Source organism: Corynebacterium sp. HMSC074A09 (assembly GCF_001811545.1).
Lineage (GTDB): Bacteria > Actinomycetota > Actinomycetes > Mycobacteriales > Mycobacteriaceae > Corynebacterium > Corynebacterium hiratae.
Window position 1 is genome coordinate 77,249 of the sequence record NZ_KV805119.1, and the last position, 7,903, is coordinate 85,151.

The 7,903-nt window shown below is 60.9% G+C and carries 9 protein-coding genes; 5 read left to right on the plus strand and 4 right to left on the minus strand.

The annotated features are described in order from the left end of the window. Positions 1 to 8: 8 nt before the first annotated feature. Together HMPREF2807_RS02280 and HMPREF2807_RS02285 are read right to left on the minus strand one after the other, a co-directional pair. Positions 9 to 2,180 carry a heavy metal translocating P-type ATPase gene (locus HMPREF2807_RS02280; protein ID WP_070510192.1) on the minus strand — a complete coding sequence of 724 codons (2,172 nt, stop codon included), beginning with the start codon at positions 2,178 to 2,180 and terminating at the stop codon, positions 9 to 11. Positions 2,181 to 2,185: 5 nt separating this feature from the next. Then, entirely contained in the window at positions 2,186 to 2,386 is a 201-nt protein-coding gene (locus HMPREF2807_RS02285) for a heavy-metal-associated domain-containing protein (protein WP_070510194.1), read from the minus strand. 146 nt (positions 2,387 to 2,532) lie between these two features. On the opposite strand from HMPREF2807_RS02285, the gene trxA reads away from it, so the two are divergent. Continuing rightward, the gene (trxA, locus tag HMPREF2807_RS02290; RefSeq protein WP_046648797.1) at positions 2,533 to 2,898 is read left to right on the plus strand and encodes a thioredoxin; all 366 of its coding nucleotides are present in this window, start codon (positions 2,533 to 2,535) and stop codon (positions 2,896 to 2,898) included. A gap of 157 nt (positions 2,899 to 3,055) precedes the next feature. Beyond that, positions 3,056 to 3,880, plus strand: coding sequence for a PspA/IM30 family protein (locus tag HMPREF2807_RS02295; RefSeq protein WP_046648798.1), 825 nt, complete (start codon positions 3,056 to 3,058; stop codon positions 3,878 to 3,880). A 115-nt stretch (positions 3,881 to 3,995) separates the two neighbouring features. Here the strand turns inward: HMPREF2807_RS02295 and HMPREF2807_RS02300 are convergent, their stop codons facing one another. After that, the gene (locus tag HMPREF2807_RS02300) at positions 3,996 to 5,234 is read right to left on the minus strand and encodes an NYN domain-containing protein (protein ID WP_070510197.1); all 1,239 of its coding nucleotides are present in this window, start codon (positions 5,232 to 5,234) and stop codon (positions 3,996 to 3,998) included. 225 nt (positions 5,235 to 5,459) lie between these two features. Between HMPREF2807_RS02300 and HMPREF2807_RS02305 the strand changes: the two genes are divergently transcribed. From HMPREF2807_RS02305 to HMPREF2807_RS02315, 3 genes are read left to right on the plus strand one after another with little or no spacing between them, the layout of a single operon-like run. Then, positions 5,460 to 5,834 carry a GntR family transcriptional regulator gene (locus tag HMPREF2807_RS02305; protein WP_070510200.1) on the plus strand — a complete coding sequence of 125 codons (375 nt, stop codon included), beginning with the start codon at positions 5,460 to 5,462 and terminating at the stop codon, positions 5,832 to 5,834. Continuing rightward, complete coding sequence (locus HMPREF2807_RS02310; RefSeq protein ID WP_070510203.1) at positions 5,831 to 6,631, plus strand: ATP-binding cassette domain-containing protein; 801 nt, start codon at positions 5,831 to 5,833, stop codon at positions 6,629 to 6,631. Before HMPREF2807_RS02305 ends, HMPREF2807_RS02310 begins: the two co-directional genes overlap by 4 nt. Beyond that, positions 6,631 to 7,617: a hypothetical protein gene (locus tag HMPREF2807_RS02315; RefSeq protein ID WP_046648802.1), complete on the plus strand. Its 987-nt coding sequence runs from the start codon at positions 6,631 to 6,633 to the stop codon at positions 7,615 to 7,617. Before HMPREF2807_RS02310 ends, HMPREF2807_RS02315 begins: the two co-directional genes overlap by 1 nt. A gap of 43 nt (positions 7,618 to 7,660) precedes the next feature. Here HMPREF2807_RS02315 and HMPREF2807_RS14115 read toward each other — a convergent pair. Further along, on the minus strand, positions 7,661 to 7,903 hold a 243-nt coding region (locus HMPREF2807_RS14115; RefSeq protein ID WP_210384408.1), incomplete at its 5' end, for a hypothetical protein.

Here is a 7,903-nt window from a genome sequence, read left to right on the forward strand (position 1 = left end):
GGCTAAGCTTACTCTGCGGGGGTAAAGCTTTTTAGCCGCAGAGAATTGGTCACCACAAAGACTGAGCTCAGGGCCATTGCTAACCCCGCCAATAGGGGGTTGAGCAGGCCGAACGCTGCCACGGGAAGAAGAATAATATTATAGGCGAAGGCCCAAAATAGGTTGCCCTTGATGATACGTAGGGTGCTGCGCGCGAGCCGCACTGCCTCGGCGACGGAGCGCAGGTCGTTGTTCATCACCGTGATATCGGAAGCTTCGATCGCCACGTCGGCTCCCGCGCCCATCGCGATTCCGAGGTCCGCCTGCGCGAGCGCTGCGGCGTCGTTGACGCCATCGCCCACCATGGCCACAGTGCGCCCCTGCTCCTGCAGACGAGCAATAGTATCCACTTTGTCTGCGGGCATGACCTCCGCTGTCACGTTGGCATCATCAATGCCAACGGCCCGCGCCACTGCACGTGCCGCGCCGGCGTTATCCCCGGTGAGTAGGTGGGGTGTAAGTCCTAGCTTGTGCATTGCCGCGATGGCGGCGGCGGAGGATTCCTTGATGCGATCCTGTAGCTCGATGGTGCCTGCCAGGGTGTCATCGACGTAGACGCCCACCTGCGTTCCGGTGCCGTCATAGCCCGCGGGCGGCCGGCCTACCCGCACCCGGGAGCCCTCAATCGTTGCCTCGATTCCCTGGCCGGGAAGCTCGTGGAAGCCCTCGGTTGCGGGTAACTCGCCCTCGTAGGCTGTGCGGATGGCTCGTGCGATGGGGTGCTCGGAACCCTGTTCCGCGGCGGCCGCGAGGCGGAGAACCTCCTGCTGCGTGTGCCCTGCCTTAGCTTGGACTGCTCCCACCGACATCTGGCCTTCGGTGATGGTGCCGGTTTTGTCCAGAACGATGGTGTCGATCTGGCGGGTCGATTCCAAAATCTCCGGGCCCTTGATGAGTATTCCCAGTTCGGCGCCGCGCCCGGTGCCGACGAGGATTGCGGTGGGCGTCGCCAATCCCATGGCGCACGGGCAGGCGATGATGAGGACGGAGACGGCGGCCACGAAGGCCGGGGCGATACCGCCGAACCAGAGGTGCGCCACGAGTGCGAGGATGGCGATACCGATGACGATGGGGACAAAGACGGCGGCGATACGGTCCGCGAGGCGCTGGACCGGTGCCTTCGAGGTCTGGGCCGCAGTAACCAGCGCGCCCATCTGGGCCAAGACGGTGTCGGAGCCAACGCGGGTGGCGCGCACCTCAAGGCGCCCAGAGGCGTTGATGGTCGCGCCCGTTACTGTGCTGCCGGGTGAAACCTCAACCGGCATTGACTCGCCGGTGAGCAGGGATTCATCCACGGCGGAATGACCGCTGAGGACCACGCCATCGGTGGCGATCTTCTCGCCGGGGCGGACCACAAAAACATCGCCTACGCGGAGCTCGCTGGCGGGAATGCGGGTTTCGGTGCCGTCGCGGAGCACGGTGGCTTCTTTAGCCCCCATGGTTAGCAGCGTGGTGAGCGCTTCGGAGGAGCGCCCCTTAGCTTTGAGCTCAAACCATCGTCCAAGCAGCAGGAACGTGATAACCATGCCGACGGACTCGAGATAAATATGGTCCATCTGCGCGTCATTGGAGCGTAGCGTCATGTGCATGGTCATGCCGGGCATCCCGGCATCACCGAAGAAGAGCGCGTAGAGTGACCAACCGAAAGCCGCGGTGGTGCCCAGAGTGATGAGAGTATCCATCGTGGCGGCGCCATGCTTGAGGTTGGCCCAGGTGGCCCGGTGGAAGGGTGCTCCGCCGATGACGTAGACGAGTGTGGTGAGCATCAAGCAGGCCCACTGCCAATGCTGAAACTGCAGGGCCGGGACCATGGAAAGCAGCATCACTGGTAGCGAGAGCGCCGCGGAGATCAGAGTGCGCTGCAGGATGTCGGAGGCCTCGCTTTCGCGAGCATCCTCCGCCGTGCTGGCCGGCTCCTCCCCCTCACCGTTCATGGTGAATGCTCCGTAGCCTGCGCCTTCGACGACGTCGATGAGATCGGCGGGCGTCGTCGTTGCAGGGTCATAACTCACGGAGGCAGACTCCGTGGCGAAGTTGACCGTGGCTTCAACGTTGTCGAGCTTGTTGAGCTTGCGTTCGACGCGGGAGGAACACGACGTGCAGGTCATCCCGGTGATGCCGAGGGTGAGACTGGTAGTCATGCTGTTTAGGCCAACTCGTAGCCGGCTTCGACGACGGCGGCGGCGACTTGGTCGTCGCTAAAGCCCTCCCCGGTCACGGTGACGGCGCCGGTGGTGTGGTCGGCAGTAACGTCGGTGACGCCACTGATCTCTGAGATCTCTTCCTTGACGGAAAGCTCGCAGTGGCCACAGGTCATGCCGGTAACGGTGTAGGTTGTGGTGCTCATGGTGGATCCTTCTCCTTACCTTGGGGGTTAATGTCACTGTCGAGGATATACCCCCCTGGGGTATGTGGGCAAGGAATAATCGAGTCTTGTGTACCGTTGGGGGTTGATAGAACCGAGAAATATCCCCGAGACTGATAGGAAAAGACATGGCAACGATTGACATTACTGAGGACACGTTCCAGGAGACTGTTTCCGGCGACGGCATTACGCTCGTCGATGCTTGGGCGGAATGGTGCGGCCCGTGCAAGCGCTTCGGCCCAGTCTTTGAGAAGGCATCTGAAGAGCACCCCGATGCCACGTTCGCCAAGCTGGATACCGAGGCCAACCAGGAGCTATCCGCGAAGCTGCAGATTCAGTCCATCCCCACCTTGATGGTGTTCCGCGACGGCATCCTGGTCTTCCGCGAGGCTGGCGCTCTGCCGCCGGCGGCACTGGAGGATCTCATTGGCCAGGTTAAGGCCCTCGACATGGACGAGGTCCGCGCCCAGGTGGAGAGCCAGCAGGCGGAATAGAACTGGTTAGTCCTTGTCTGCGGTGAGGTCCCGGTGGCCCCGCCGCGCGCGCTTTCCTGTGAGTATCGCTACACTCGCAGGAAAGCGTCTTTTTATATAGGGCACCAATAAGAGCTGCATTAACTACTGCTGCAGGAACCACAAAGGAGTGAGTGCGATGGCAAATCCATTTAGCAAAGGCTGGAAGTATGTGATGGCTTCTTTCGATCAGAAGATCGATGAGAATGCTGACCCCAAGGTCCAGATCCAGCAGGCCGTGGAAGGCGCGAAGAAGCAGCATCGCGAGATTTCCGAACACGCAGCGGAGATTATTGGACGCAAGACCCAGTTGGAAATGCAGCTCAACCGCCTGGTGAAGACGCAGCAGGATTATCAGGATCAGACCCGCCGGGCGCTGGAGTTGGCGGATGCCTCTGAGGATCCGCAGAAGGCCGCCGAGTACAACCAGGCGGCAGAGGTCGTGGCGAGCCAGCTGGTCGCCGTGGAAAACGAGCTGGCTAACCTGAAAACGCAGCACGAGGCGGCTACCCAGGCTGCTGAGCAGGCGAAGGCCCAGCAGCAGCAGTCGGAGGCCCGCCTGAAGGAGCAACTGGCGCAGGTGGACCAGTTGCTGTCCCAGGCAGATCAGGCAGCGATGCAGGAAAAGAACGCCGAGGCTTTGAACTCGATGAACGAGCTCAAGCCGGATGATTCCACGCCGACCTTGGACTCGGTGCGCGCCAAGATTGAGAAGCGCTACGCGGATGCGCTCGGCGCCCAGGAGCTCCATCAGGCGGCGGGTGGTAGCCGCATTCAGGAGATCACGGCTGCAGGCCACGACATGGCCGCTACGTCCCGCTTGGACGAGATTCGCGCCGAGATGGCCAAGAGCAAGGAGCTGGAAAACTCGCCCTTCGCCAGCGACCAAGCGCTTGAGGCCGGCGCCGATTCTGATGCTAGTGATGCCAACGCCGAATCGGACTCCGCCGAGGGCAAGCAGTAGCCACTGCGAAGCAAGCCACTACACAGAAAAGGGACCTTCTAGAGCGGGCCGCGCAGCGCGGCCGGGGTGTTTCAGAACCCCACGCTCTCCAAGGTCCCTTTTGACGATTTTCGGTTTAGCTATCTTGGCGGCGGATATTGATGAGCACGCCGCGGATGCCCGAGTGAAAGCCATCGCGCAGGTTGACGCGCTGGGTTTCTGTCAGCGTGTACTCGTGCAGCGTTTCGCAGGCGAACTGCAGCAGCGGGCGATCGATCTCCGGGGGCAGGCCGCCGCCCGAGAGCAGGTGGGCCTGGTCGCGCTGATCGGCGCTCGCGGCGTTGTCGAACCACCACGAGGCATATTGCTGCCCCACGTCAAAGGGGGACTGGAACCCGGCGGAGCTCCACACTTCTTCGGGGAGCGGAACATACTTCGACCGCAGCTTGCGGCGCGGCGCCATCATCGAAGGTTTGGGCGCAGCTGGCTTGGGCGTTGGCTTCGAGCTTTCGGGGGCTGCGTCCGCTTCCTCGCCCGCAGGCTCCTGCGAGTCGATGCCGGGCGCGGAAGGCTGCTCGCCGGAGGGGAGAGGCTCCTCTTCCTTGCGGGAGGTATCGGGCGCAGCCGATTCGGGATGAGAGGCAGTCGCGGCAACGTCCGTCGCGGCGGCAGAAGGTGTGGCCGGGCCGGGCTTGGGGGCGGAGGGGAAGGCGGCTTGCGCCTCGGTGGGCTCGTCGCACTCCTCTGCGTGCTCATCGGCGGCAACGGCTTCGCCCTCGCTGCCGTCCTCGGAGTGCTGGGGCTCGCGGATGGTCGGCGGCAGCGGCCCTTCGAGGACCTCGAGCTCCATTGCGTCGGCGAAGTCTTCCCGCGGATCCAGGATGGTGGTGGAGTCGCACGCATGGCGCAACGCCGAGGACATCGAATCCCAGCCAAAGCCATAGAGGTGTACGCGCACGCCGTTGTTCACGGCTTCTTGGACGCCGGGAATCATGTCGGCATCGCCGGAGACCAAGACAAAGTCTGTGACTTGGCCTTTCATGGCGGAGACGATCATGTCGGCGACAAGGCGGGTGTCCACGGCTTTCTGTGTGCGACGCTCGCCCCACTCGATGAGCTGGCCGGTGCGTAGCTGGACGCCGTCGCAGACGCGCAGTGCGCGTTGGTAGCGGTGGGGGCCGGTATCCGGGATTCCGTCATACCAGTATTGGCGGTGAACGCGGTTGCCCACCTGGGTTTCAATCATCGAACCGAGGGAGCTGACCACTTCGGGTAAATCAATCTCTAGCTGGGCACGGGCGCCCGTCTCCCAGGAGTTATAGAAACTGGCGAGTAGATATGACGTGTCGACGAAGACAAGTGTTCGTTCAAGCATGGCTCCTAAATTCCGTTCTATTTCTTCTAACTAATTTTCTTAGGTCACTTCTGTGAGGTCTTCCAGCCTACGGCCGGTGTAGTCCAGTGTGCCCCATTAGCCACAAAACGTCGATAACCTTGAGGAAATTCCCAGGTCAAAGATATGGAATGGGGAGACCTTGCACTGGCCGAAGGTTGGTTATATGGTTAGTTACATGAGTAACCAACCAGCTAAGGGGTCTGCATGGACAACTCCGCGCAGCCGCTCTTTCGTCAGATAGCGGTGCTCATCGAGGACGCCATCATCGAGGGCACTCTCGCTGAGGGTGCCCAGGCACCGTCCACGAATGAGCTCGCCGCCTTCCACAGCATCAACCCCGCGACCGCCCGCAAGGGGCTGACCCTCCTCGTGGATCTCGGAATCCTCGAAAAACGCCGAGGCATCGGCATGTTCGTCACCTCTGGTGCCGCCGAACTGATCCGGGCGCGGCGTCGCCAAGACTTTGCGGCTGAATACGCCGCACCGCTTATCGACGAAGCCGTGCACCTGGGCTACACCCGCCAGCAACTCCATGACCTCATCGACCTTGTCGCAGAAAGTCGAGGACTCTACTCATGATTTCTACCCCGCACTTCACCTTCGACGACGGCCTCACTCACGGCCTCGTCGGCCCCAACGGCATTGGCAAAACCACCTTGCTGCGTAAAATCGCCGGTCAGCTGAGTGCTTCCGGCATCACCGTCGATGGTGGCAAGCCCTACGACAATGAAAAAGTCCTCAACAAGATCGTGCTCATGGGTATCGATAACCCCCTGCCCGAAGGCTGGAACCTGAAGAAGGTCTTCACTGTATCCAGCCTGCGCTGGACCACCTGGAACAAGGAGCGCGCCGAGGAATTGGTCGAGCGCTTCGAGCTTCCGATGAAGAATTACTCGGGCCTCTCCCGCGGGCAAAAGTCCGCAGCGAGCTTCATCGTTGCCGTGGCCTCGGGGGTGCCGTACATGCTTCTCGACGAACCCTACCTCGGCCTCGACGCCGCCAAGCGGGAGGTGTTCTACGAGGTCTTGCGTGAAGAGCACGGCCGCACCATTATCGTCTCCACCCACCACCTCAACGAGCTTTCCGGTTTGCTCGATACCGTAGCCCTGATGGGGGACAACCCCTTGTCCGGCCCCATCGATGAGTTCATCGAGGGTGTCGTCCAGCTCACTGGCTCTGCCGAAGCCCTCGATCGCGCGCTGGGGCGCCTGCAGCTCCCGGTGCTTGAGCGCGAAACCTCAGCCGTCGCTGACCGTGTGCTTGTCGACGCCCGCCCCAACCACACCGCCAACGTCTTTGCCATGGCCCAGGAAATGGGGCTTCGCGCCACCGAGGTATCCCTCGAACAGGCAGTTCTGGCATTGGGGGAGGCGTGATGAAGCTTTATAGGCATATGGCGCTGAGCTGGATCAGCTTCTTCTACGCCTTGTGGATTGTCATCCTTCCGGTGCTGGGAATGGACCGTGGGCAAGGCTGGGCCATCGGGTATTCACTCCTTATGGCGCTCCAGCTCTACCTGGTCCAGCCTGACTTCTCGCGCTACCTCACCTTTGGTCTCAGTACGCGCGTCTGGAACGGGCACCGGCGAATCAATGCCTCCCTGGCGCTTTTGCTCCTTCTCGTCAGCGCACCCTGGGCTTTCCCGTGGTGGGTCCTCATTGCGCCGGCGCTCATGTGGGTGGTGTGCATGACGAAACGCTTTGAGCCATCACGACTGACCACTGGCTCCCTCATCGTAGGCAGCGATGGTGATTCTTCGACGGGCTGGTTCTCAGCGTCCCCGGTCTCCCAGATTGTGTTGCGCCCTCAAGCTCGCGCGTGGATGTGGGCTGCATTCGGTATAGCCATCGCAACTGCGATAAACATCGTGGTGAGCAAGCTGTGGGATAAGGGTGTGGGCATCGTAGGCGCCATAGTCACGTTGATTGTCCTGCCGCTAGTGGCTGACGCGGTTCGCAGCTCGATGAAGGATGCGGTGACCTTTGGCGTTCCACGCGCGGCCTGGTCCACAGCGACGTTATTGTGTACCGCGATTCCAGTGGGCTTGGGAGCTGTCACTGATGTGGTGACGTTGATGTGGACCGGAAGCCTCGCCGGATTCACCATCGTTCCCCTTGCAATGGCTGCCGTTCTCGTGAGCTTTGCGATCACCGACAAAGAGACATGGCCCTATACGGCTGTCACGGTCGGAGCCATTGCTGCCGTGTTGCTTGCGTGGCTACTTAACTCTGAGATCTCTGTGTGGTGGACGCTCACAGGGATGGCAATCATCTACGTCGTGTGGGTTGCCGCATATCCCCGGATGGCTAAAAAGACCAACGTGTTTAGCCCGGGCCTCATGGGCTGGTTTGGGGCACACTGAGCGCCATCCAATGTCTGCGTTAAAAAGGTTGTTTTAGTGCACTTCAAGAAGGGGTAAAAACCTTCATTGAAGTGCATATTTGTGTTTTATCAAGGCCGTGTGTAACTTTATATGAGTCAGCGCGACCGACAGCGCCCCACAGGAACTCAGCTTCTTGAAGCGAGGCGGTAGGAAAACAGGCCCTGGCAACAAATATTTTCTTTACTCGCAGTACTGCGTTTCGCTTAAAGCGGTCCGTATGGCTGTGTGGTGACGATGTTTGAGAACTCAATAGTGTGCCAATGTA